The organism is Sphingopyxis sp. FD7 (assembly GCF_003609835.1).
Taxonomy (GTDB): Bacteria; Pseudomonadota; Alphaproteobacteria; order Sphingomonadales; family Sphingomonadaceae; genus Sphingopyxis.
This window is the reverse complement of sequence record NZ_AP017898.1, coordinates 3,244,176-3,265,149: the sequence shown is the minus strand read 5'-3', so window position 1 is coordinate 3,265,149 and position 20,974 is coordinate 3,244,176. Positions and strand designations below refer to the sequence as shown.

19 protein-coding genes are annotated in these 20,974 nt (G+C 59.8%); 6 read left to right on the top strand and 13 right to left on the bottom strand.

What is annotated here, in order from left to right; genetic code table 11:
* Positions 1-314 precede the first annotated feature (314 nt).
* Positions 315-2,957, bottom strand: coding sequence for a type IV secretory system conjugative DNA transfer family protein (locus tag SPYCA_RS15870; RefSeq protein ID WP_120221756.1), 2,643 nt, complete (start codon positions 2,955-2,957; stop codon positions 315-317).
* Between the two features lie 294 nt (positions 2,958-3,251).
* Here SPYCA_RS15870 and SPYCA_RS15865 point away from each other — a divergent pair, with 294 nt between their 5' ends.
* The gene (locus SPYCA_RS15865; protein ID WP_120221755.1) at positions 3,252-3,455 is read left to right on the top strand and encodes a hypothetical protein; all 204 of its coding nucleotides are present in this window, start codon (positions 3,252-3,254) and stop codon (positions 3,453-3,455) included.
* Positions 3,456-3,532: 77 nt separating this feature from the next.
* On the opposite strand, the gene SPYCA_RS19115 is transcribed toward SPYCA_RS15865, so the two are convergent.
* Entirely contained in the window at positions 3,533-3,790 is a 258-nt protein-coding gene (locus SPYCA_RS19115; RefSeq protein WP_146625165.1) for a hypothetical protein, read from the bottom strand.
* A gap of 148 nt (positions 3,791-3,938) precedes the next feature.
* A complete protein-coding gene (locus tag SPYCA_RS15860; RefSeq protein WP_120221754.1) occupies positions 3,939-4,076 on the bottom strand; it encodes a DUF3768 domain-containing protein in 138 nt (45 codons plus the stop codon).
* A 19-nt stretch (positions 4,077-4,095) separates the two neighbouring features.
* Here SPYCA_RS15860 and SPYCA_RS15855 point away from each other — a divergent pair, with 19 nt between their 5' ends.
* Complete coding sequence (locus tag SPYCA_RS15855) at positions 4,096-5,247, top strand: IS110 family transposase (protein WP_066564845.1); 1,152 nt, start codon at positions 4,096-4,098, stop codon at positions 5,245-5,247.
* A gap of 521 nt (positions 5,248-5,768) precedes the next feature.
* Here the strand turns inward: SPYCA_RS15855 and SPYCA_RS15850 are convergent.
* The 3 genes from SPYCA_RS15850 to SPYCA_RS15840 all read right to left on the bottom strand — a co-directional run bounded on the left by SPYCA_RS15850 (position 5,769) and on the right by SPYCA_RS15840 (position 7,764).
* Positions 5,769-6,062: a DUF3768 domain-containing protein gene (locus tag SPYCA_RS15850; protein ID WP_120221753.1), complete on the bottom strand. Its 294-nt coding sequence runs from the start codon at positions 6,060-6,062 to the stop codon at positions 5,769-5,771.
* Positions 6,059-6,277, bottom strand: a complete 219-nt coding sequence (locus tag SPYCA_RS15845; RefSeq protein ID WP_120221752.1) for a hypothetical protein — start codon at positions 6,275-6,277, stop codon at positions 6,059-6,061. The genes SPYCA_RS15850 and SPYCA_RS15845 overlap by 4 nt, the downstream gene beginning before the upstream one ends.
* Positions 6,278-6,645: 368 nt before the next feature.
* Positions 6,646-7,764: a Fic family protein gene (locus tag SPYCA_RS15840; protein ID WP_120221751.1), complete on the bottom strand. Its 1,119-nt coding sequence runs from the start codon at positions 7,762-7,764 to the stop codon at positions 6,646-6,648.
* Between the two features lie 234 nt (positions 7,765-7,998).
* Here SPYCA_RS15840 and SPYCA_RS15835 point away from each other — a divergent pair, with 234 nt between their 5' ends.
* From SPYCA_RS15835 to SPYCA_RS15825, 3 genes are all read left to right on the top strand, one after another.
* Positions 7,999-8,322, top strand: coding sequence for a hypothetical protein (locus SPYCA_RS15835; RefSeq protein WP_120221750.1), 324 nt, complete (start codon positions 7,999-8,001; stop codon positions 8,320-8,322).
* Between the two features lie 24 nt (positions 8,323-8,346).
* Complete coding sequence (locus SPYCA_RS15830) at positions 8,347-8,718, top strand: hypothetical protein (protein WP_120221749.1); 372 nt, start codon at positions 8,347-8,349, stop codon at positions 8,716-8,718.
* Between the two features lie 317 nt (positions 8,719-9,035).
* Positions 9,036-9,887: a prepilin-type N-terminal cleavage/methylation domain-containing protein gene (locus tag SPYCA_RS15825; protein ID WP_120221748.1), complete on the top strand. Its 852-nt coding sequence runs from the start codon at positions 9,036-9,038 to the stop codon at positions 9,885-9,887.
* 126 nt (positions 9,888-10,013) lie between these two features.
* On the opposite strand, the gene SPYCA_RS15820 is transcribed toward SPYCA_RS15825, so the two are convergent.
* The 7 genes from SPYCA_RS15820 to SPYCA_RS15800 all read right to left on the bottom strand — a co-directional run bounded on the left by SPYCA_RS15820 (position 10,014) and on the right by SPYCA_RS15800 (position 19,792).
* Positions 10,014-11,093 carry an IS5 family transposase gene (locus tag SPYCA_RS15820; RefSeq protein ID WP_120220341.1) on the bottom strand — a complete coding sequence of 360 codons (1,080 nt, stop codon included), beginning with the start codon at positions 11,091-11,093 and terminating at the stop codon, positions 10,014-10,016.
* 158 nt (positions 11,094-11,251) lie between these two features.
* Positions 11,252-11,398 carry a hypothetical protein gene (locus tag SPYCA_RS19335; RefSeq protein WP_172595104.1) on the bottom strand — a complete coding sequence of 49 codons (147 nt, stop codon included), beginning with the start codon at positions 11,396-11,398 and terminating at the stop codon, positions 11,252-11,254.
* Positions 11,399-11,467: 69 nt separating this feature from the next.
* The gene (locus tag SPYCA_RS15815) at positions 11,468-12,763 is read right to left on the bottom strand and encodes a tyrosine-type recombinase/integrase (RefSeq protein WP_120221747.1); all 1,296 of its coding nucleotides are present in this window, start codon (positions 12,761-12,763) and stop codon (positions 11,468-11,470) included.
* 457 nt (positions 12,764-13,220) lie between these two features.
* Positions 13,221-13,553, bottom strand: coding sequence for a hypothetical protein (locus tag SPYCA_RS19110; protein WP_146625164.1), 333 nt, complete (start codon positions 13,551-13,553; stop codon positions 13,221-13,223).
* 63 nt (positions 13,554-13,616) lie between these two features.
* Positions 13,617-14,288 carry a transposase gene (locus SPYCA_RS15810; protein ID WP_120221746.1) on the bottom strand — a complete coding sequence of 224 codons (672 nt, stop codon included), beginning with the start codon at positions 14,286-14,288 and terminating at the stop codon, positions 13,617-13,619.
* 346 nt (positions 14,289-14,634) lie between these two features.
* Complete coding sequence (locus SPYCA_RS15805; protein WP_120221745.1) at positions 14,635-17,262, bottom strand: TonB-dependent receptor; 2,628 nt, start codon at positions 17,260-17,262, stop codon at positions 14,635-14,637.
* A gap of 22 nt (positions 17,263-17,284) precedes the next feature.
* Positions 17,285-19,792 carry a glycoside hydrolase family 3 protein gene (locus tag SPYCA_RS15800; protein ID WP_120221744.1) on the bottom strand — a complete coding sequence of 836 codons (2,508 nt, stop codon included), beginning with the start codon at positions 19,790-19,792 and terminating at the stop codon, positions 17,285-17,287.
* Positions 19,793-19,940: 148 nt separating this feature from the next.
* On the opposite strand from SPYCA_RS15800, the gene SPYCA_RS15795 reads away from it, so the two are divergent.
* Complete coding sequence (locus SPYCA_RS15795) at positions 19,941-20,969, top strand: LacI family DNA-binding transcriptional regulator (protein ID WP_172595165.1); 1,029 nt, start codon at positions 19,941-19,943, stop codon at positions 20,967-20,969.
* The last annotated feature ends 5 nt before the right edge of the window (positions 20,970-20,974 follow it).

The window sequence follows — 20,974 nt, the reverse complement described above, 5'->3', positions numbered from 1 at the left end:
GGCGGGGTCGATGTCATGTCCACCTGTGGCGGCGATGGCAGCGGCCCTGTCCAGGGTGCAGGGGCGGGAAGGCTCCTGCTCTGGGGGTTCCAACGGGGGCACGAAGGCTCCCATTGGTCGTGGGGATGCAACGGGGTAGAATAGACCCCTTGCCAAGCCGGAACCGTCAGGTTCCCGTGTGGACGGTTAGTCCGCACATGGCTTGCATCTCCTGTTATTAGCATAACAGAGGACTGCGCAGAAATCGTTAACAAAATTAACGGGCTGCGTCATTGGGCTAAAGTGACACATTAGCTGAGTCGCGTGAGCGACGTCTATTTCTTCTTTCCGAGCAGGAGGTCGCGGGCTTCGTTGAGGAGCTGGGCGAGACGATTGGTGCCCCCGCGATCCGGGTGCAGTTTGGCCATCAGGTTCTTGTAGGCCTCGCGGACCTGATCGGCACTTGCGCCTTCATCAAGGCCGAGCATGGCGAGGGCTTCGGCTCTATCCATGCGGCCTTGCGATTGGGAAGATGTGCCACCGTCGCTACCGGCTCCCGCACCTCCACCGCCGCTGCTGCCGCCCTTGGCACCGTCGTTCTGGCCATAGTGGTTTTGCTGGTGGAACGGGTTGTTATCGTAGGCCTTGAGATCGGGCATACCGGCAACGCGGAAGCTGAAAAACGCGTGCATATGCCAGTAGTCGAGCGGCTTGACGTAGTAAGGCCGCCCCTTCGGCTGGAAGGCAAAAGCGACCTGCCTGCCCATCGAGAGCAGCTCGTCGGGCAGGAACAGGGCGCGCCCCATTTCGCCGTAGCTGGCGCTGCGGGAGGTGTGCCCGTTGGCGGAACTTACGGTTTCGCTGACGGTGCGCACGGTCATCTGGCCGAGAGCCTTGCTGACGTAATCAGCGGTTTGCAGGTCTTTGATGTTACAGAACCACTTGTAGCCGCAGTTGCCGATGATGGTGTCAGCGGACGCGCCATAAAGGGCGCGAAGCTGGTCCAGCCCCTGCACGATCAGGGTCACGTCAAGGCCAGCCCCGCGCACCAAAGCGATGTCGGTCACGATGCTATCGACACGCCCGAGGACAGGAAACTCGTCGATCAGGAACATGCCGCGCACCCCTTGCGCGGCTGGCCGATAGCGCTTGAAGGTCTGGGTCACGGCAGTGACCATCAGCTTCAACCAGATGGCCTGTGCCTGCATCTGGTCATCGGGGATGACGATGTAGAGGGTGGTGCGGCCATTGACCAAATCGGCCAGGTTGAAGCTGGAATGGTCGGTTGCGGCGGCGATCTGGTCGTCCGCCAGAAATTGCAGCGACTTCGAAAGCTGCGCAATCACCCCGCTGTAGGTCTTGTCGTCCATCTGCACGAAGCGCCCGACGAGCTTGCGCATGGCCCCTCGATAGGATGAACTGGCGACCATCTTGGGAAACAGGGTGCTGCGCAGATCGGCTGCGGTCTCGCCGCCGCTCACGATGTCCGCGACATGCGCAAGGGTCTTGGGTTCGCGGATTGGGTCTTGGGCGTCCGCGACATAAAGCAGGATGCCCGCCAGCATGGCGTTGGCATTGTCCTGCCAGAAGCTGTCGTTGACCGAGCCTTGGTGGCAGATAGTGGTGGCAATGCTGTTGGCGATACCGACGATATTGCGATCCTTGGGGTCCAGAACATCGAGGGGATTGAAGGTAGCGTTGTCTAAACCGTAGGATTTGAACAGCGCACCGTGCACGTCCCACGGGTTCACGATATGGATCGTTTGTCCGAGCTGATCGCGGCGGTAGCGGGCGGTGATCGCCGCATTCTCGCCCTTCGGGTCGATGGTTATCAGAGAGCTTCGGTATAAGAGCAGCGTGGGGATAATGACCCTGGTGCCTTTGCCGGTGCCGGACGGTGCCACAATCAGCGCGTGGGATTCCGGCGCGGAAACCACGGGCGCAAAGATTGAGCCTTTGACGTTCGGGTGGGCGGCGGGGCCGAAGAACACGCCCCTGAAAACGCTGTCGTCAAACTTCGGCGTCAGCGGGTTGGCGAAATCTGCGGTGCCGTAGTTACCGCTCGTCCCGCCTCCCTTGTTCCCTTCACGCGACAACCAGATCATCAAGCCGCAAACAGCCATAATGATGACGAAGCCGATCAGCCCGATCTTGATGCTGCGCCACGTCGGGTCTTGAGCGGAACGCCATTCCTCCTGCTGCTTACGCTCGGTGCGCTGCTCGGCTTGGTATCGCTCGTAGTCTTCGCGGCTGCCGCCAATGCCGGTTGAATCGACGAAGCGCGCGTGAAAGCGGGTCGGGAAATACAGCGAGGCCGTTTCCTGCGCCCGGCTAAGATCGTGCCGGTAACGCGCGCGCGTTTCGTGAAAGGTGCGCCGCAAACAGGGGGTGAATGGGAGGCGCGAGCATCCTTCACTGATCGGCTCTAATTGCGGCTCAACTCTGTCTCGGATATCGTAAAAATGGAGCCGGTAGATGCGCGCACGCTGCGCCACGTCTGGTGGCCACCTCTCCTCCGCTTGCCAGTTGTTGCCCTGAAATCCAGCAAGCGAGCCTTCGAGCATCAGCAAGCGTCCAGCCTTGCGGCCTTCCCGTTCAACACCGGTGGCTCCTGCGTCAGCGTCTATGTCGGCGCGCACCCGAACAGGATCGGGATAATAGCGCAGGTAATCGGTGCGCGGCGTCGCACCGATAATGCGATTGGCCGTGCGCTGGGCATCTTGCCGAATGGCACGGCCTTGCCCAGAGTGATCGGCCTGCGCGTAACCTTCAGCAAGTCGCTGGCGGTTGGTCGTCAGCATGAACGCTGCGAAATCGTCGGCCACATCGGGCCGCGCACGCTCGCGCTCGATCAGGGCGATTTCAGTGAGAGCACCTGCAATCTGGCGCGTGATCTGTGCACGGTCTTGGGCGTGGCTGGCAGCGGGCCAGGCAAGGCAAAAGGCAATCAACAGCCAAAGACGAACAACGCGATTCAAGCAGTTCCTAACGCATAAGATTCAGGCGTCCTTTTCAGCGTCATTTCCGTGTTTGTTCAAGCAATTCTATTGCGGGGCAACAGGCGGCACGGTTTCTCCCGTCGCCCAAGCCATGCGAGGCCTTCGTCATGGGCATCCTTGCAGGGGATTCGCGCTTTCACGCCGCAAGCCTAAAGGCTTCTCCACTGACGTTTCGACCGAGGCAAAGCCATCGGTGCGGCAGTCGCGAACGCCCTGCTCTCTGTCTGCCATGAAGGCCCGCGATGGTCGCGGCTCAAGACAGGGAGAAAAGCCATGTCGCAGTTTATCACCCCCGCCGAGCTGGTCGGTATGAACGAACAGGAACTCCGCGCTCTATACGGTCGCCTGCTGAGCGATCTGCGCCGTAACCCGCAGTCTCGCTTCTTGACCTCTGACGTTCACGTTTCACTGCGCCACGTCGAGCAGGCTCTGGCCCGCCTCGCGCAACGCCCGCGTCCCCCGCAGGGTCCGAGATAACAAGCGACGAATTTTCAGTAATGAAATGCGCCGATAGCGAGGCTAGCGGCGCGCAATTATAATCACATGGAAATGTATCAGGGATCTTTTGGCCGAAGTTTGTTATAGGTCACCTTTGCCACTTTACCTGCAAGTTCGCCACCTACGTAGCCAATTGCGGTAGCTCCTAAAATGCCTGGCAACGTTGCTGTAGATGCAGCAACTGCCAAAACTACGGAAAACCCTAATACGGCAACACCAGCAGAAATGGACGCGGCTCTTGCAAAGGCATTTTGCAAATCGCCCTTTTTAAATTGGCTTACCGAATTCAGACTTAGAGAACTGTTATTGTCCACACCTACCCCCTATTTTGCTGAAGCAGACCTATTGCTATAATGTTATATGATTCTGCCGCGTAGGCGGTGAAACTTTTTGTATGGGTATGATAAATATTAGAAAAACCATAGCGGCGCGCCGCCGACATGGCCGGCGGCGCGCGCTGGCCTAGTATTCACTGGCCAGCATGATGGTCAGCACGCGGGTGGTCTGGGCAGGATCGGCCGGACACTCGGAGCCATAGCGGCAATCGCGGTCATAGTAGATCCTATGCAGGCCGGATCGGCTATGCCGTTGTTCCGTCAAACCCCACGGAGAACGCTAAATGGAGAACTCGTCGTCAGATTACTGCCCCAAGACTTCTGTCATTGTCAGCGTTGAGCTCAGCAAGCGCAACTGGCTTGTTGCTTCGCTCTCGCCAGGAGCCGCGAAGCCTTCGCTACGGACAATTCCTGCCGGGAACAGCGCGGCACTGATCAGTCACCTTCGCAATCTTGAGTGCAAGGCCGCTGATCGTATCGGTGAACCTGCCGCCATTCGCCTGTGCTTCGAGATTGGATATGATGGCTTCTGGCTCGCAAGGCTACTGCGGTCGAACGATATCGATACATATGTGCTGGATCCCGCCAGCTTCCTCGTGTCGCGGCGAGGCAGGCGCGCAAAAACCGACCGGATCGACGCCGAAGCAATGATCGGAATCCTCAAAGCCTATCTCGCTGGCGACAAAAGCGTGTGCCGTGTCGTGGACGTGCCCTCCCCCGAGGAGGAGGACGCGCGCAGAGTAATGCGGGAGCGCGGCGATCTCGTGCACGAGCGCACCCGAATTATCTCTCGGATCAGGGGGCTACTTGCATTACAGGGCATACGATCTGTCAAAGCCATCAAGGGCGGTGACTGGTCAAAACAGCTCGACGACATGCGCACCGGCGATGGGCGGCCTTTGCCACCAAACCTTCGTCGACAAATTGAGCGCTGTTTCGAACGGCTCGCGTTGCTCAACGATCAGATCAAGGACATCGAGCGGGACCGCGCTGAAGTTGTGCTCCATGAGGAGTCTACCTTCCCATGCCGAGAGAAAGCGGTTCGCCTTGAGCAGCTGAAGGGCATTGGTCCGAACAGCGCGGCAATGTTGGTTGCTGAGGTTTTTTGCCGAAAGTTCGAAAGCCGACGACACGTCGCGGCCTTCCTTGGGTTAGCTCCGGCGCCCTTCGCCAGCGGCGACGTGTCGCGTGATCAGGGCATCAGCAAAGCCGGTAACCGAAGCACACGTGTGCAGATGGTGGAACTTGCCTGGTGTTGGTTGAAATATCAGCCAAGTAGCGAACTGACCGTTTGGTATCGCAACCGGTTCAAAGGCAACGGCGCTCGCGCGGCAAAGGTGGGGATCGTTGCGCTCGCCCGAAAATTGTTGATCGCGCTTTGGCGCTTTGTGGAGACCGGTCTGGTCCCTCAAGGTGCCGAGCTCCGCGCCGCCTGATGCCTATGTTGCAACAGGCTCGATAAGGCGACGCGGATTGGTGTGATGCGTGACCGGGAAAGTTGATGGCGCCTGAAAACGCCCAGTAGTAGTTTGGTCCGCATCCGCCTTTGCTCGATCCGGGGATATGAATACGGATTATGGTGCGCGGGAACGGCCGCGACCGGATACAAGTCTATGCACGGATAGTGCATCAGCTGACCTCGGAACGAATGAAGCCAATCCTTGAGCATTGCGTGTGGGGCCCCCAACGCGTCAACAGAAGGAACCGTTCAATGCGATCTTGACAAGGCCCGGATCATACAAGTCTATGCACGGATAGTGCATCAGCTGACCTCGGAACGAATGAAGCCAATCCTTGAGCATTGCGTGTGGGGCCCCCAACGCGTCAACAGAAGGAACCGTTCAATGCGATCTTGACAAGGCCCGGATCATACAAGTCTATGCACGGATAGTGCATCAGCTGACCTCGGAACGAATGAAGCCAATCCTTGAGCATTGCGTGTGGGGCCCCCAACGCGTCAACAGAAGGAACCGTTCAATGCGATCTTGACAAGGCCCGGATCATACAAGTCGATCTTCCAAAAGACCTTGCGGCCATCGACGGTGACACAGCCGAAGTCGTGTTCACCGTAAGGGTCGTTATCGGCGCTGAAATCGGTGAAGCGTTGCACCGCCTCCACGCAGCCGCTGGTGAAGCTGTCACCGAGGGCAACAATGCCCTCGGTGATCAGGACGCGCCCACCGATGAAGCAAGTGCGGAACAGGTCATTCAGCTCGCGGATGCGCGATGCGGTTTGAAGGGGCGCGCTCATACCAGTTCTCCCTGCGCCGCATCGCGGTCGGCCTTGGGGACAAAGGCGCGAGCGACCAAGCGGCCCTGCAACGGGATCGCGTTGCAGCGCATGTTGAAGCCCTTGCCGTCTTGATGCAGCCATGCAGCCCCGATGCGGGTCCAGCGGGCATCCTTGCCGTCACCCTCCACGCACCAGAGCATGAAAGCGGGTGAATTTTGTTGAACAGTCGTCATTGAATTTCTCCTCAAAGTCGAGGTTTGCGCAGACCATCTGCGACCTCATGGGGAGAAGTTGGCGCGGCCCGTCGAGCCGTTGGTCAACGTCGGGCGAAGCCCGCACGACACGTGCAAGCTGCACAAGCCGGAAGCGCAGCGAGAGGCGCGGAAGCGCAGGCGATTGACGAACGGCGGGGCTGTGCCAGAAACGACCCATCAAGAGGCCGTAATGGACTGAACGCGGCCATGACTTGAAGTTGCGGAGAAATTGGCGACTAACCCGAAATCACCCCCTCGTCGGTGCGTTGTTTAGAAAGTGACAACTATGGGATGCCGCGCCCGTAAGGTGCGGATGGCGACCTATCATCGGCAATATCAGGGCTTCATCACGCTGGTTTGTCAATGGTGCCAGATGCAAGGGCATAGCTGGTGCTGCGTCCGCCCCCCGGCTCCTTGACCAAGATGCCGCGCTGGACGAGATCGTTGATGTCGCGCAGCGCCGTATCGGGCGACGTCTTGGTGAGCGCCGCCCACTTGGCATTGGTGAGCTTGCCCTCGAATCCATCGAGCAATCGGTTGATGACCTTGCGCTGGCGCTCATTGAGCGGCTGGGTTGCAACCGACTCCCAGAACCGCGCTTTGCGCATAACACTGGCGAGGATGGTTTCCGCACCGTCGAAAGCACGGTCAAGGCAACCGATGAACCACAGCAGCCACGGCGTGATGTCGGTATCGCCCTTTTGCGTGGATTCCAGCATGTCGTAATAGGCGTTGCGCTCGGCCCTGATCTGCGCGGACATGCTGTAAAACCGCTGCGCGGTACCTTCCGCGCGCGCCAGTGCAAGGTCGGCGATGGCGCGGGCGATACGGCCATTGCCGTCGTCAAAGGGGTGGATGGTGACAAACCACAGGTGGGCAACGCCCGCCTTTAGCACGGGGTCGGGCTGCGCGCTTTCGAACCATTCGAGAAAGCGCGTCATTTCGGCGTCAAGGCGTTCGGCCTCTGGCGCTTCATAGTGGACGCGCTCGCGGCCAATCGGCCCAGATACAACTTGCATGGGGCCTTCGACGCCTGTGCGCCAAGCGCCCACGGTGATCTTGCTCATGCCGCTGCGCCCTGTCGGAAACAGGGCGGCGTGCCAGTCATGCAGCCGCTCGGCGGTGAGCGGCGCGGCATAGTTCTGGGTGGCATCGAGCATCATTTCGACAACGCCTTCGACGTTGCGATCAGCCTGAACCAATCCGCCTATGTCCATACCGAGGCGGCGGGCGATGGAGGAACGCACTTGCTCGCGGTCCAAAACCTCGCCTTCGATCTCGCTGGATTTGATGACATCTTCGGTGAGGGCTTGCAGCACGGCTTCCTCGCGCAGGGGGAAGCCTAGTGCCTCCATATGCCCGATCAGTCGCCCTTGACGGTGACGCACGGCGGCAAGTCGCTGGGCGAGCTGTTCGTCGCTCCAGCGCAGGTTGGGCCAATCGGCTTGTTCATAGATATACGTCATAATCACCGCACCTTCTGCGGCGATTATAGGCTCTATTCGCCGCAAAATGCAAGATTATTCACCGCGAGGGATGCGGCGAATAATGCCCCTATTCACCGCACCCGGCTATCGGGATAGGCGCGCGAATCCCTAAGCCATTGGTTTTGATGCAGCATTCTCGGTCAATTTGAAGCGAATCCGCCCGTCATGAGAGAATAGAGGCAAGGAAACCTCTCACGGAAAATATGAGGATGAATGCTGCGTGGCCCATTTAACGGCACGATCTTGCAAGATAGCGGAAGGCCAGTCGAGGGCATCCTCACCGATTTCAGCGGTCCGCACTTGAGCATGGATTGGGATTTCTATTTTTGCACGCTGCGGCTCGACAACGGCGAGCATGTCAAACTGTCGATCCGCGATTGGGACGATAGTCTGGCAATCGGCCAGCGCGTAAAGGGCGAGATGGGGCCAAAGGGAATATTCACGGGACACGAACACGCTGATGCGATCAAGCGTGCCGAACCGCCTTCGATTTTTAAGCGACTAAAGACCACTATCGTCCAGAAATTCGGGCGATGAAAACACACGCCGGTTGGGGCGCGGATGGATCAATGGATTCCCGCTGCAGACTTCATCGCTGCTGATGTCGTCCGTTGGACGGAGGGCATCTATGATCGCCGCAAGCGCGGCAAGGCTTTGCGCATTGGCGAACGTCTGGTCGCCGCCGAGGTGATCGAGCGCGGCAAGGATGGCTGGGTCAAACTGCTGGTGCGGGCCTGCACCATCACCAAGGACGAATTTGCAGGTAAGCCGATCCTCCCGCTGAAGGCGGGGGAGCAGGTGCGTCGCGCAGAAAGGACCATTCTGCGCGGAAAACTGCAACGATTGCTCTGGGATGATGAGAGCGCTCGGGACATAATCACAGCTAGCGCGCCCTGTATGTCACGCTTCACAAAAATGTCTGATTTCGAATAGCACGTAGTTATGCCAAATATGAAATAACATTACCGATAATGCATGTTATAATAACGATGTATGTATAGCCTGCTAGGAGTTCGCAATAATGGTGAGAGAGATTCGTGAGACTTATAGGCGTATTATTCCAAAAGGTGAGCTTATCAAGGGTTGGAATGCAGTTTTCAGACCTTTTAACGATATTCTCGAAAAGTCTTTTGGCGCTTCGAAGGATCGTGATAATTTAGAGACGCGATCATTGAAGGATCGCAGCGAGTCGGGAAGCTCAGTTGTTAATAAACAAGCCAGCGGGATCGCAAGCGGGGCGTCGAAGCCAAATGGCCTTGGTCGATCAGGCAGTTAAAAGTCCTACTGAACTAGCTCTTGCGGTGAGCGATTTATTTAATGGTCCTTTAGTTGTACGGCAAGGCGGCTTCACCCTAGTCGAGCTTGCCATCGTTATGACGATTATTGGTCTTCTCATAGGCGGCATTCTTAAGGGCCAGGAACTGATGCAAAATGCTCGCATCACTGCCACTATCTCTGAAATGCAATCATACCAAAGTGCAACAAATATATTTCGCGACACTTACGCATATTTGCCAGGTGACCTGCCGCTGGCTGGAGCGAGAATTCCGGGCTGTGGAACCGAATGCAATCCTCTTATTGGTGACGGACGAACCGGGGACGGATACGTTGGATTACCATTCTGGGGCACCGCTGGATGGAACACCCAATTCACGCAGATACTTGCTGTAAATGCTGATGCTTCAGCCGAGACGATGCTATTTTTTTGGCATCTTGCTAAAGCCGATTTAATTTCACGGTTTTCACCAAGAACTAATCAACCGTCGCCCCGCTGGGGTATTACCAATCCCGCTGCGCCGATCAATGGTGGTTGGGTTTCAGGGTATGCAGATGGGTCAGCCTTGCCGGGGGCACCGGCTGCTGCGAGTCGCATTGCTGGTAATGTCATTGCGCTGGTTCTGGACGCGAACTCGTCGCTCACAAGCGGCTCCGGCTTAGGCGCACTGTCAGCTAAGCAAGCAGCATTAATCGATAGAAAATCAGATGATGGTTTCCCTATAAGCGGTCACGTTCAAGCGTTTGGAGTATCCGCATCTTGCTTCAACTCCCCAGGTATTATTAGCTATAACGAACGGACAAATGGACACCCGCAACAACCGTGATTTTGGCGACTTGATTGGCCGCGGTGCGGCATGATGCCTACAGGATGACCGTTTGTGCGGACAGATTGTCCTTTTTGCGCTGGTTTTGATGGGCTTTTCATCCGCTGCTGCGGATTTCGGGCGCACCTATGCCGTGGCTGCGCGCCGTTCGTGGAAGATCAGGCGGTCGAAGTTGTAGGCGAGGTTGGCGAGCGTGAGTTTGGCCTGAGCACGGGCAATGCCGATGGTGCGGATGAACAGGCCATAGCGGTTTTTCTGGTGCGCAAAGACATGCTCGACCCGTGCCCGGATCGCTGACTTTGCCGCATTGGCCCGCGCCATGCGCTCGGGCATCGGCTTGCCCTTGGGCTTGCGGCGATGAATGCGGCTCTTGAGCATGTTGGCCTTGAGCCATGCCTCGTTCTTGCTGCTGCGATAGGCGCTGTCTGCCCAGACATCGCCAGCGGTGTTGCTCGTGTCGATCACCCTGCGCAACTGGCGCCCGTCGCTGTCGGCTGCCGAGGTGACGGTTGCTTTGCGGATAAAGCCGTAGCGCCGATCGATGCTGATATGCGACTTGTAGCCGAACACCGGCGTGGCGATCTGCGGCAGCGGCGTCCCATCGGGACGATGGCGGACCTTGCCCCCTATCTTCACCGTCCAGCGCGCGTCGACATCCTTTTGGTGCGCCTTGTTCGGCTTGCCGCGCCAGATCTGCCTTGCCGACTTGCCCGCCTTGATCGCGGCCTTCTCGTCCTCGGTGTTGCGCTGCTTGGGCGCGGGCACCAGCGTGGCATCGACGATCTGACCGCCCATCGCCAGATATCCCGCCTCGCGCAGTTGCTGCTCGAACGCCTGCATCAAAGCCTCGAGCGTGCCGCTCTGTGTGAGCCGGTTGCGATAGTGGCGGATGGTGTTTTCGTCTGGCATCGCGCCGCCAAGGTCGAAGCCGAAGAAGCGCATCCAGCTCAGCCGATCCCGGATCATGAACTCCATCCGCGCATCCGACAGATTATGCTGCGCCTGAACCACCAGTACCTTGAACATCGCCACAGGATCGAAGGCTGGCCGGCCGCCCTTGGCGCCGTCACTATAACCGAGGCCCTTGGTCAACAGCGGCCGGAAACGCTCGAACTCCACCGTGCCCGCCAAAACCTCCAGCGGGTCGCCGTCCTTGCTCAGCCGCTCCAGGTGCTCCGCCAGCGAAAACAGGCTGCGTGAGTGCATCAAACCTCTCCGTCCAATGCACAGAGTGAATCAGATCATGGCCCCAAACGCGAGGGGTTTTTGCGGGTGTCCAAATGGCTATGATTGCGGCTTAATGTTCCGCCTTTAGATCCAAGGAGAGATATCCTGCGCTGACCACTTTCGTTGCGAAGCTTGGATCACAAATTTATTGAAAGCGCTGCCCTCAAGAGTGCCAGCGGCACCGGGCAGAAAAGAAGGCGGTAATTGAGGGCGATATCGAACTCGACATCGCGTACTCCCCAAACCGCCAGCCGGTTCACAATCGAGAAGCGCCAGCGGCGCATTGTGAATCCGGCAGACACGCATAGCCCATTAGCATCGGCCATCGAACTCGACGGCTTTTACGATGCGCGCTAGCGTTTAGGTCGGCGCGGCTTGTCCGTCTGCTTGGCCTTAATTGACTGCACAGTCTTTGCCTTGGCTTCGAGTTCGTCGATCTCGGCGTTCATTTCATTGTGCATGGCGTCCCATCCGCCAATGCCCATCAGCACGCGGTCGGCGTGCTTGATGGTGTTCACATGCCCATAGTGTTGTTCGATCATTTTGACTGACGTGCCCATTTGCTGGGCGAGGATATAGACATCGACACCTGCGGACAGTCGCAGCGTGGCGTAGGTGTGACGGAAGCAATAGGTCGTGCGTGGAATGCCGCTCGGCCCTTCGCGAAGCTCGGTATACTTGAGCAGCTCCTCGACGGTATCGCGATAGAGCCATTTGGCAGGTTTGCCGTTGATGATCGTGAATACATGGTCGTCGGGCTGTGTCGCCTTCGACAACTCACGCACGCGGTCGAGGTATTTTCCGACGCTGATCGGCGCAATCAGTTTGCGGGTTTTGCCTTTGCCCTGAACGTAGAGGACAAGGATTTCCTGCCCGTCCTTGTCCTTGGCGGTGGTGATGTCCCGCCAACGGAGGTTCTTCGCCTCGGGTGGGCGCATCCCCGTGTTGCACATGATCAGGATGAAATTGTAGCAGATTTGGCGATACCAGACGCCTTGCGGCGTGGTCGCCTCCTTCATCCACTTGCGCCCCTTCGTATGCAGCTTGCGATATTCCTCAAGCGTGAACTCGTCGCGGCGGTTGGATTTCAGCTTTGGCATCCCCTCGAAGCGATGATGCGCTGGCACATATCGCTTGCTGATGGCGAAGTTCATGATCGCTGCGAATATGCTCATCTCGATACGGATTGTGGAGTCACTGATAACGCTATTGCGGCGGCCCTTGCCAGTCTCGCGTCGCCAAAGGGGATATTCTGACCAGCGGTCCTGTGTGATCAGATGAACCTGCGTGCTGCCTACATAAGTGTTGAGGGGGCCATTGATCTTGTTTTTGATGTTCATGGCACGCGCCTGGCTGACTTCACCAGCGTTGGCGCGGCGCTGTTGAGCCTCGGCATACTCCTCGGCCACCTGTGAGAATGGGCGATTGAATACGGGAACGTCGTGCTTCACCCTGAAACGGATGTCTGCATACTCGTCCATTGCTCGGTCACGGGCAGTTTGGCGATCTGCCGTGCGGAGCGAGATCGTCTTGTATCGGTCCTCGTTCTGGATTCTGATCCGACAATAGTAGCTGTCGTGGCCGACATCGCCGCGTCGGAATATGATAAGGCCGGGCTTGATCTGCTCTTTATCGAGGATGAAACTCATATCTTCGCTTCCCACTGTGCAGAAACTGTGCAGATTGGCAACCTAAGTGGTTGATTTGCCATACCTGTGTAGGTTCTGTGTGGGCCATTCTACCAAAAAATGTTGTTTATTTATAGATATTTGTTATGATCCCTTCGCCCGCTCCAGTTTTCCTATGCAGATAGGGATAGTTGACAAGGTCGCCGAGAGGCGGCCTTTGTCGTTTCCGGGGTTTGGGGAGCAGGCGGGGGAGCGGATTGCAGCCTCATTCCCGTAATTCCCGAAATCGGGGATTGCGTAAACTGTCACCGCAATTCCGGAACACCGGGCAGAACCATGCGCGGAAGGCGGGCCATGACCTATCCATAGCAGGCCGCCATTGCCCAAGCAAATTGGGGGATAACGCACCTGTCACCGTAATTGCACCGTAATTGCCGTAATTGCCGTAATTGCCGTAATTGGACCACCGTATCTGCGGCTATTCAACTTTAAGACGACCCGCATTCCACTCCTGCAACGTCATCTTGGCGCTAAAAGCGACAAGGCCCGATTCCGAGGACAAATCAGCAAGTGTGTTCGTTGCACAAACAGTAGCCGTTGGAAGGAGGTAGTATGAGGCCCAGAGCCTCACTCCTGGATCGCTGTCGGTCAGCAAATCTTTGAGAGCTGCAATTCCGTGATCGGGAAAATTCCGCATTTCTTCGCGCGCACTCACCACATCATTGTATGCCTTGTTGGCTGATGTGGAATCTCCTTGTTCTGTGAACATCGCGTGGGCCTGCGCCGCAGCAGTAAATTTCTCGACCGACACACCTAACTCCTATTTGCTAAGACGCCTGATCTGCAATTACGGTCAATTACGGTGACAGGTGCGTTATCCCCGAATTTCGGAAGGCTTGCGTCCGCGCTTGCTTGGCGTCAGCTTCCGTCCCGTCGCACGCTCCATTTCCTCCAGCCAGGCGGCCGAGCCGATCGGCCGGCCCAGCGTTTCGGCTTTACGCAGCGCAGCATAGGTAAACGCCTCGTCGAAATCCTCGCCCAGAAAGGCGGCAAAGTCGCCGATCCGTTCGAGTGTCGGCGCGACCGTCACAACCCGATCGTCCGCCCCTGCGATCAGCGCCCTTGTGCTCGACCATTGCCAGTCTTCGGCGCGGCGCACCAGCCGTGCCCGCACCGGATTAAGCGCGACGTAGCGAAACGCCGCAAACAGGTGCACCTCGTCCATCGCCACCGAACTGAACCGTCCTTGCCACAAATGCCCCGTCACCCGCATCCGGGCGTTGACATAGCCGGTGTAATGGCGGTGAACATGCCGGAATGTCCGCCCCAGAGCGTCCTCATCGCGGGGCACGGCGACGATGTGAACGTGGTTCGGCATCAGGCAATAGGACCAGATGGCAACACCATGCCGGACGGCGGCGTCGGCGAGCAGGTCGAGATAGAGCGCATAATCGCCCTCCTCGAAAAACGTCCGCTCGCGCCGATTGCCGCGCTGTGTCACATGATGCGGAACACCGGGCAGAACGATACGCGGAAGACGACTCATGCTTGACGATTATGAAAACTTGAGGGGTTCAGTAAACTGTCACCGTAATTGCTCGTTGATGGCGGACGACAGCAGATTCTGCTGTCGACGCGCACCAGCATCACCGGCTGAGTTTGCCACCCTGATCGGTGGGATAAGTGATAACTCCGTCGGCACAGACCAGCGCATAAAGCGGCAGGAAAACAACGGATTGCCGCCGCAAATGCTCCCCTTTCCGCTCCCTTATCGCCCTCTTCCATGACGTGCGGCACGGCCGACGGCGCCGATCACGCCATGGTTAGCGCAATCTCCGGAAGATTACAGCCGCCCGCGCGGCGTCGCGGTCACGGGCGGCTGCCCCCTTTGCCTAAAAGCTGACCCGTGCACGCAGGCCATAGCTGCGCGCGTCGTTCAGGAAGCGGATGTTGAGCGACGATCCGACCAGCGCCTTTTGCGAGACTTCCTCGTTGAGGAAATTGCTTGCCCATGCTTCCAGCCGGAAATTGTCGATCGTATAGCCAATGCCGAGGTTGAGCGTGACATAGCCCTTTTGCCGGTCGGGAAAGCCCGCCTCGAACGCGCTTTGACGCGTTCCGTCGAGAAAGACGATGTCGTCTTCGTTGAACTGGCTGAGGAAATAGGAGGAGCGATAGTTGAGCAGCGCCTGCCAGTCGAGGCGGCCCGGCCCGGCGTCGAACCATTGCGACAGGCGCGCGCTGACGTTCATCTTCGAGGCGAGCGGGAGCCGGTTGCCGACAAGGCTGATCAGCGGCGAATTGCCGCCCGCTCCGAAATCCTGCGCGCGCGCGTCTGCCACGGTTCCGCGCGTGATCTTCGTGTCGAGATAGGCAGCGTTGATGTCGAGCCCGAAATTGCCCGGCAGCTTGAAGCGCAGTTCGGCCTCCGCGCCATAGATGCGCGATGCGCCGATGTTGCGGTTGACCAGCGAATAGCCGTTGCAGACCGGCGGGTTCTGCGTCTCGTCCAGATTGATACAGGTCAGATCCTGGAACACCTGGTTCGTATAGTCATAATAGAAGCCGGTCAGGTTGAAGATCGCGCGGCGGCCAAAGGCATCGAAGCTGTTGCGGCTGCCGATTTCATAGACGAGCAGCTTTTCGGGGCTGAACGTCTCGGGAATCGGCGAGCCGTTGAAACTGTCGTTGAAACCGCCCGATTTGTGGCCCGTCGACACCTTTGCATAGAGCATATGATCGTCGTCGATGTCATATTCGACGCCAATGCGCCAATCGATGTAGTCGAACTTCGAGCGACCGATCTGCTGGCCGGGAATCGTCAGGTTCGCATAGCTGAACCCGCCGTTCGTATTCGACGGATTGAGCGCAGGGCAATTGACGAACCCATTGTCGATGTCGGGCCGGTCGATGCAGGTGCCGTTGGGATTGGTGCCGTCGGCGATCGAGCCGATCTGTGCGATCAGCGTGTCGCGAAGGCCCGGTGTCTTGATCCCTTCGATCAGGAATTGCGCCATGCCCTGCGGCGTCGTGATATTGCTGACATCGAAATTGGGCCGGTCGAGCAGCGCCGGGCGGAAGCCTTCGGTGCCGACGCGCGTTGCAAAGCAGCAGTCGAAATTCTCGCCGCCAAGCGTCAGCGCCCAGTTGCCGCCGATGCCGTAACGCGATTTCTTTTCCTCGGTGTAACGAATGCCGGCGAGGAAGCGCAGCCGGTCGGTGACGTCGAACGTGCCATCGGCATAGAAGGCATAGCTTTCACCCTTCACGTCGGGCATCGTGAACTCGGTCGCCGAATAACAGCAATAGCCGCGATCGGCGAGCGCGAGGTAGCCGACCGCCTGGTCTTCGTTGAAATAGAAGCCTCCAAGGTTCCAGCGAAAACGCTGATCGTCGTTCGCAAAGATGCGCGCTTCGTAAACCTGGCTTTTCGATTTGGTCTGCCAGAAATTGCCCGAGAAATTGTCATACTGGACCGCCGAGAGATCGCGGCCCGGATAGTCGATGCCGTCGCTCGACGCATTGACCTGATAGAAATCGACCGAGCGGTAGCTGCCGGTCAGTTCGGCGCCGAAACCGCCGAAATCATAGTTGATCTTGCCCTGGATGCCCCAGAGCTCATTCTCCATGTCGCCCTGCAGTCCGCGATAGACGACATGTTTGAGATTGAGCTTGTCGGGGCGGAGGCCGCTCGCGACGACGGCGCTGAAGATGTTCGCGCCCGGATAGCCGGTGCCCGTCTCCTTGCCATAATCGCCGACGATCGAAATGCTGAGCCGGTCGTCGGGTTCCCAGAGCAGCGACAGGCGGCCCGCGTAATTTTCTTCGAGGCCCGCGGGTTTGAGGCCGCTCGCCGGGGCGCCGGTCGAGACATTTTTGAAACCATAGTCGCGGTTGATATAGTAACCCGCCGCGCGCAGCGCGAGCGTCTCGCCGAGCGGAATGTTGAGCGCGCCTTCGGCGCCATAGGAGGAGCGGTTGGCGATCTCGGCCTGCGCATAGCCGCTGAACTCGCCGAAGCGCGGCTTGGCGGTGATGATGTTGAGCGTACCCGCGAGCGCATTGCGTCCGTAAAGCGTGCCCTGCGGCCCCTTGTTCACCTCGACCCGCTCAAGGTCATAGAACATCAGGCCCAGCCCGCGCGGACGCGGGATATAGGTGCCGTTGAGGTGCGGCGCGGCGCCCGGATCGCCGAGTTCGGTATTGTTCGCCGAACCGACGCCGCGAATGAAGATTTCGACATTGCCTTCCTGGTTGGCGATGCTGAGCCCCGGCACGGCGACCTGCAACTGGCGCAGTTCGGCGATGCCGTCCTGGCGCAGCTGATCGGCGCCCAGTGCCTGGACCACGCCGGAGACATCCTGCGAATTTTCCTCGCGGCGGTTGGCGGTGACGATGATTTCGTCGCGATCCTTGCTTGCGCCATCGGTCGCCGTGGCGGTCTGTGCGTGCGCCGGAATCGTCGCGGCCGTCGAAAGCAACGCGAAAAGCGCCGCACGCGTCAATTTACCCCTTGTCATCTCATCCTCCCTGTTCTGACTTTCAATTGCATGCAAGCTGCGGCCCGGACGGCGAGGCGATGCGCGCCGCGGACATGGTGATGTCGAGCGTTCCCGATGTTGCGAAGCTGAGCGGCGTCTCGACGCGGCTCATGTCGACCCCCGCCCGTGCAAAACAGCGCAGCGGCACGGCGATCCGCGTCCATTTGCCCGTCGCGGCGGCCTCGGTCAGCACTCTGCGCAGCGGAAAACCACCCGTGCAATTCGTCCCGCAACCCATCAGCAGGCTGACATCGGCGGACGGCGCCGCGTTGACGCGAAGTTCGACCTCAAGCGCAAGCTCGCCGTTCGCCTCGCGCATGAGGTCGACGGGCGCGTCTTCGACGATCGCGGCGACCGCAAGCCCAGCGCCGGTCCAGCGAAGGCGCACCGAATCCTCCTGCGCCACGCGATCGGCGGCACGCGCCTCGATACGGTCGGGGCCGGGATTGGTCGACAGCGCACCGGGCGGACCGAGCAGCAGGCGTCGGCCGCTGCCAGGCTTTCCGGCGGCGAAAAGGATGCCGGGATCGGGGGCGGCGCTGGTGGCGCGCGCTTCGGGCAGCGGGGCAAGCTCGCCCTTGTCGGCGAAGGTCAGCCCGAAACCATAAGGAAAGAGCGGATCATAATCGGCATCGCCGACATTGACCGCCGTCTGGTCGCTCGATCTGGGCCAGCTATAGGGCAGCTTCCCCTTGAAGTCGGCCTTGCCGAACAGCAGGTCGGCCACCCCGCCGCCTTCGGACCCCGGCAGCCAGGCCGCGACGAAGGCATCCGACGCATTGAGGAAGGGATTGACCCACATGGCGCGGCCCGACAGGAATACCGCAACGACGGGCACGCCTTCGGCTTTCAGCCGCCGCATGATCGCCAGATTCCTGGCATCGTCATAGCCGACGTCGGGGCGATCGCCCTGAAACTCGGCATAGGGATCCTCGCCGAACACCACGATCGCCGCGTCGGGCTTCACCGAATAACGTCCGTCGATCGCCAGCGTCGCGGTCCCGCCCGCCGCTTTCACCTCGGCCTCGATCCCTTCCCAGATCGTCTGGGCGTTCGGAAAGTCGCTGCGCCTGGTTCCCGTCCCCTGCCAGCTCAGCGTCCAGCCGCCCGTCTGCTTGGTCAGATTGTCGGCGCCGTCGCCCGCGACAAGGATATTCGCTTTGGCCTTGAGCGGCAGAACCCCGCCCGCGTTCTTCAGGAGCACGAGCGATTCGCGAACCGCTTCGCGCGCGAGCACACGATGCTCCTTGCTGCCCAACAGCTCGAACCGACCGGCATAGGGCCGCGACGATGGCTTTCCGGCCTCGAACAGCCCGGCGCGGACCTTGACGCGCAGGATGCGGCGCACCGCCTCGTCGAGCCGCGCTGACGGCAATGTTCCGTTTCGCGCGTGATCGAGCGTCGTCCGGTAAAGTTCTTTCCAACTGTCGGGCGCCATATACATGTCGAGCCCGGCGATCAGCGATTGCGGACAGTCGGTCGGTGTGCAGCCCGCGACCTGGCCATGGCCGTTCCAGTCGCCGACGAGGAAGCCGTCGAAGTTCCAGCGCTCCTTCATCACGCCGGTGAGCAGCGAGCGATTGCCGTGCATCTTGTCGCCGTTCCAGCTTGAAAAGCTCACCATTACCGACTGGACGCCCGCGTCGAGCGCCGGAAGATAGGGCGGGCTGAACAGGTCGCGCAGCGCGGCCTCGGACATCTGGGCATCGCCCTGGTCACGCCCGCCCGTCGTGCCCCCGTCGCCAAGAAAATGCTTGGCGGTCGCGATGATATGCGGGCCGCGCAGCCAGTCCCTGTCGCCGATTCTGCCCTGAAGCCCCTCGATCAGCGGCGCGGCGTAGCTCGCTGCAATCTCAGGAGTCTCGCCAAAGCCTTCATAGGTGCGGCCCCAGCGATCGTCGCGCACCACCGCGAGCGTCGGCGCAAAGGTCCAGTCGAGCCCGGTCACGCGCATCTCGATCGCGGTTGCCGCGCCGATCCGGCGGATAAGGTCGGGGTTTCGCGCGGCGCCAAGGCCGATATTGTGCGGGAACAGCGTCGCTCCGACGACATTATTGTGGCCGTGGACGGCGTCGCTTCCCCAGATCACCGGAATCCGGGGCAACGCGCCGTTCGGCTTCATCGAGGCGGCGTAAAAGGCGTCGGCCGCGGCGAGCCAGTCTTTCGCGGGCGCATTGTAGCGCCCCCCCGGATCCGAATTGCCGCCGTTGAGCACCGAACCCAGATGATAGCGATAGACGTCGTCGGGGGTGACGGTGGCGATATCGGCCTGGATGACTTGACCCACCTTCTGCTCGAGCGACATGGCGGCGATCAGTTCATCGACGCGCCGCTCGACCGCAGGGTCGCGGGGAACGGTGGCAGTGCGCGCCGGCCAGTTCGCCGGCTGCGCCTCGGCGCCGATCCCGGTCGAACTCCCGGCCGTCGCAGCGCGAACACCAAAAGGCGAAGCGAGCGCCACCAACGACGTCACTCCAAGCGCCATCAAGGCCCCGCGCGGCACGCTCATTTCCTCTCCCCCGTTTATGTCAACGTTTACCGATTCTCGGTCAACGTTTACTGCTACTCATCGACAGAAGTCAACAGAGCCGCTAAGACGATGGTCGACATCACGGGATGTCATCGGAAATCGATCGCTATCCAGCTGATCGGAGGGGATAATTTCAAAGCGAACCACGATCGTCGACATCGCGCGCGTGGCGGGCGTCACGCCCAAGACCGTATCGCGCGCGCTCAACGACGCCCCGCATGTCAGCGACACCGTGCGCCGCAAGGTCAAGGAAGCCGCGGCCGCGCTCGACTATCACCCCAACCTTGCCGCGCAGAGCCTGATCGCACGCCGCTCCTTTCTCATCGGCCTCACCTACGAGCGTCCGAGTCCCAGCTATGTCGTCGAATTGCAGAACGGCGCGCTCGGCCGTCTGGAAAGCGGGCGCTACCGGCTCGTCGTCCTTCCCTTCAACCATGTTGCCAGCCGACCCGACGAACTCGGGCGGCTGCTTCTGCGCGCCGGGCTGGACGGCGCGCTGCTCGCTCCGCCCGCGTGCGACCAGCCCGAACTGCTCGACATTCTCGACCGGCAGAAATTTCCCTATGCGCGGATCACCCCGCACAGCGATCTCGATCGCGGCATCGTCGTCGCGATGGACGAGGTCGCCGCCGCCTTCAGCATCGCCGAACATATACTGGCTCTGGGACACCGCGACGTCGGCATCATCCTGGGCGACCCTTCGCACGCCGCCAGCCGGAGTCGGCTGGAGGGCTATCGCCGGGCCTTTGCGGCAGCGGGTGTATCCATCGCCGAATCGCGCGTCGTGACGGGCGATTTCACTTACGAGGTCGGTTACCGGGTTGCGCGCGAACTCCTCGATCGCAACCCTCGTCCCTCCGCCATCCTTGCCCAGAACGACGACATGGCGGTGGCTACAATCGCCGCAGCGCGCGACCTTGGCCTGTCGGTTCCCGGTGATCTGTCGGTCGCAGGATTCGACAATTCGGAAGTGTCGCGAACGACATGGCCGCAGCTTACGACCGTGAACCAGCCGGTGCGCCAGATGGCCTGGGATGCCGCCGACCGCTTGATCGCGCGGCTCGACGGAGAGGAAGCCGCGCCGACATCACAGCGACGCGACCATTCGCACGACCTGCTCGTGCGGGCTTCGACTGCCCGGCCGCACGGCAGCTGACGCGG

What these genes read in the sequence shown, in the direction of transcription:
- SPYCA_RS15800 (WP_120221744.1), bottom strand. Translation starts at nt 19,792, where the DNA reads ATGAGCGTGCCGCGCGGGGCCTTGATGGCGCTTGGAGTGACGTCGTTG.
- SPYCA_RS15850 (WP_120221753.1), bottom strand. Translation starts at nt 6,062, where the DNA reads ATGAGCGCGCCCCTTCAAACCGCATCGCGCATCCGCGAGCTGAATGAC.
- SPYCA_RS15845 (WP_120221752.1), bottom strand. Translation starts at nt 6,277, where the DNA reads ATGACGACTGTTCAACAAAATTCACCCGCTTTCATGCTCTGGTGCGTG.
- SPYCA_RS15855 (WP_066564845.1), top strand. Translation starts at nt 4,096, where the DNA reads ATGGAGAACTCGTCGTCAGATTACTGCCCCAAGACTTCTGTCATTGTC.
- SPYCA_RS15835 (WP_120221750.1), top strand. Translation starts at nt 7,999, where the DNA reads ATGCTGCGTGGCCCATTTAACGGCACGATCTTGCAAGATAGCGGAAGG.
- SPYCA_RS15830 (WP_120221749.1), top strand. Translation starts at nt 8,347, where the DNA reads ATGGATCAATGGATTCCCGCTGCAGACTTCATCGCTGCTGATGTCGTC.
- SPYCA_RS15805 (WP_120221745.1), bottom strand. Translation starts at nt 17,262, where the DNA reads ATGACAAGGGGTAAATTGACGCGTGCGGCGCTTTTCGCGTTGCTTTCG.
- SPYCA_RS15825 (WP_120221748.1), top strand. Translation starts at nt 9,036, where the DNA reads ATGGCCTTGGTCGATCAGGCAGTTAAAAGTCCTACTGAACTAGCTCTT.
- SPYCA_RS15840 (WP_120221751.1), bottom strand. Translation starts at nt 7,764, where the DNA reads ATGACGTATATCTATGAACAAGCCGATTGGCCCAACCTGCGCTGGAGC.
- SPYCA_RS15815 (WP_120221747.1), bottom strand. Translation starts at nt 12,763, where the DNA reads ATGAGTTTCATCCTCGATAAAGAGCAGATCAAGCCCGGCCTTATCATA.
- SPYCA_RS15865 (WP_120221755.1), top strand. Translation starts at nt 3,252, where the DNA reads ATGTCGCAGTTTATCACCCCCGCCGAGCTGGTCGGTATGAACGAACAG.
- SPYCA_RS15820 (WP_120220341.1), bottom strand. Translation starts at nt 11,093, where the DNA reads ATGCACTCACGCAGCCTGTTTTCGCTGGCGGAGCACCTGGAGCGGCTG.
- SPYCA_RS19335 (WP_172595104.1), bottom strand. Translation starts at nt 11,398, where the DNA reads ATGCGCCGCTGGCGCTTCTCGATTGTGAACCGGCTGGCGGTTTGGGGA.
- SPYCA_RS15810 (WP_120221746.1), bottom strand. Translation starts at nt 14,288, where the DNA reads ATGAGTCGTCTTCCGCGTATCGTTCTGCCCGGTGTTCCGCATCATGTG.